Below are 1,891 nucleotides of genomic sequence, written 5' to 3'. Positions count from 1 at the left end.
GTCGCCGAGCTCGTAACTCCGGTCGGGCTACGCCCTCCCTGCGTCACGAGCTCGGCGACGCTCTCTCATCCTGATTGACGCTCTGCTTCCATCCTGATTGCCGCGCGGCAGCTGCTGGTAGGAGGCGTTGGCGAACAGCGTGGTGAAGCGGTTGAGCTGGCCGCTGACGCCGGCGTTGAGCTCGCCCCAGCTGCCGCCGAGACTAGAGTTGAACGGAATGAATCCGGGTCGGAGGAAAACTGCGTCAGCGGGTCGCCGCGGAACTCATGCCAGACGTTCGGCCGCAGCCAAGCGGTGATGGTGCGGGCGAAGCCGCCAGCCGATGGGTTCAGGCGCCCCTGTCATGCATTTCCCCCTATGGTGGCCAACGGAAGAAGCGTTCGACGCCGCGCCTTCGAGAGGGCTACTGCCCTGCAATGGAGATGCTCCGCCGGCCAAGGTCCGCGTCTACCGTCGGCTAGCCATCTCGATATTAAAGGCACCTTCATTCAGCTCAACGGAACAGAGTGGGTCGATCCGTTGAAATTGGGCGAGTCACTACACATAGCAACTGTGCAACATCAGCCCGCGCCTCATAATCGTAAATGCGATTTTGCGACGGCTGAGAAAGCAAGTTCTCAGTCGAGATCCTCCGGCGTGATATCGCGAGCACCGTGCAGCACTCGCACGATCTCAACGCCGTTGGGAAACGCTTCGTAGAAGAGTACGTAGTTGCCGACCGGAAAGCTCCGAATGCTCATACCCAACTCGGGCCGCTGTCGGCCCGCTAGTGGATCTCGGCAAGCATCTGAAGGACGTTGCCGATACGATCGAGCAAGCGGTCTGCAGCAGCGATATTGTCAGATGCGATGAAGAGCTAAATCTCGTCCAGGTCGGTCTCGGCCTGGGGCCGCCTTGTGAGATTACCCGCCATGCTTCCCGGCTTTTAGCCGTTCACGTCCTCGGGCCTTAATCTGTTCGACCAGTTTGCCGGGCTCGAACGGTTCGGCGGGACCGCTTTCAAGGCCTTCCTGTATGGCAGCACGCAATGCTTCAAGCTTCACCTTGCGACGCTCCTCGCGTTCTTCAACAAGGCGCAGTCCCTCCCGCATCACTTCGCTAGCGGTTGCATAGCGACCGCTGTCGACGAGATCCTTGATGAAGCTCTCGTAGTGTTTGCCGACAGTATAACTCGTGGCCATACGCACCTACCTGCCTCATAATATATTACTTTATGCTATAGCGAAGCCGCTGAACTGATCGAGCGGCGCCGACGCCGCCTCGCGGACCGTTCCAAGGTTACGACGACGCGCAGGCGCTGAATCCAGAATGTAAAGAATGACGCCGGTCAGAAAACTAACCGCGTCATCATTAATGACGGGTCACGCGGAAACCTCGGCTGCGCCAATCCGCGCGCCTGGTGTCGGGAACGAATGCGCGCCAGCGGATTGAATCCGTGCCTGGGAAAGCCGGCCTTATCCGGGTCGGTGCCGTCGTCAAAGGGAGCGATCCGGTAAACGGGCCCGACGTTCTTCGCGCGCCAAACCGAGGTCTCCCGGAAGAGCCTGCCCTTAGGACCAAGAACCTCGACACTGCCCCGCTAGCGCAGCAGGTTCGGGATAATTGTAGAAACAGACTTGCCCGCCCGCGTCGGAGCAAGCGTCAACAGATGACCCTCACCATCCCAATGGATGAACGCGGCAGGGGTCTTGGGCGCCCTCCTCAAGGAAGGTTCCGAGCAGGATAGACGAGGGGGTGGTTATCCTCACCACCGAGACGCAGCGACAATAACGTGAGGTATTGCGGATCGTCGATGAAAGCATCGACGTCTTTGCTGAGGCGGTGCGCGCTATGAATCATCAGAGCGGTACCGCCTCCAAGCACCCAATCAGGAACAGGCTGTCCGTTGGAT

At 59.5% G+C, this 1,891-nt stretch carries 4 protein-coding genes; all 4 read right to left on the bottom strand.

Annotated features, from left to right (window positions below):
* Positions 1–617: 617 nt before the first annotated feature.
* Positions 618–740, bottom strand: coding sequence for a type II toxin-antitoxin system RelE/ParE family toxin (locus ACZBJS_RS42390; protein WP_463440318.1), 123 nt, complete (start codon positions 738–740; stop codon positions 618–620).
* Positions 741–902: 162 nt separating this feature from the next.
* On the bottom strand, positions 903–1,181 hold the full coding sequence (locus ACZBJS_RS42385; protein WP_463440317.1) for a type II toxin-antitoxin system ParD family antitoxin: 279 nt from the start codon (positions 1,179–1,181) through the stop codon (positions 903–905).
* A gap of 398 nt (positions 1,182–1,579) precedes the next feature.
* Entirely contained in the window at positions 1,580–1,705 is a 126-nt protein-coding gene (locus tag ACZBJS_RS42380) for a type IV secretory system conjugative DNA transfer family protein (RefSeq protein WP_463440316.1), read from the bottom strand.
* Positions 1,702–1,891 (bottom strand): nucleotidyl transferase AbiEii/AbiGii toxin family protein (locus ACZBJS_RS42375; RefSeq protein WP_463440315.1); only part of this gene is annotated, 190 nt, incomplete at its 5' end. The genes ACZBJS_RS42380 and ACZBJS_RS42375, both read right to left, overlap by 4 nt.

This window comes from Bradyrhizobium sp. KZN70725 (assembly GCF_055264925.1).
This window is presented reverse-complemented; position numbering and strand designations above follow the sequence as displayed.

Bases quoted from the DNA above. Each gene is read 5' to 3' on its own strand.
- ACZBJS_RS42390 (WP_463440318.1), bottom strand. From the start codon at position 740: ATGAGCATTCGGAGCTTTCCGGTCGGCAACTACGTACTCTTCTACGAA.
- ACZBJS_RS42385 (WP_463440317.1), bottom strand. From the start codon at position 1,181: ATGGCCACGAGTTATACTGTCGGCAAACACTACGAGAGCTTCATCAAG.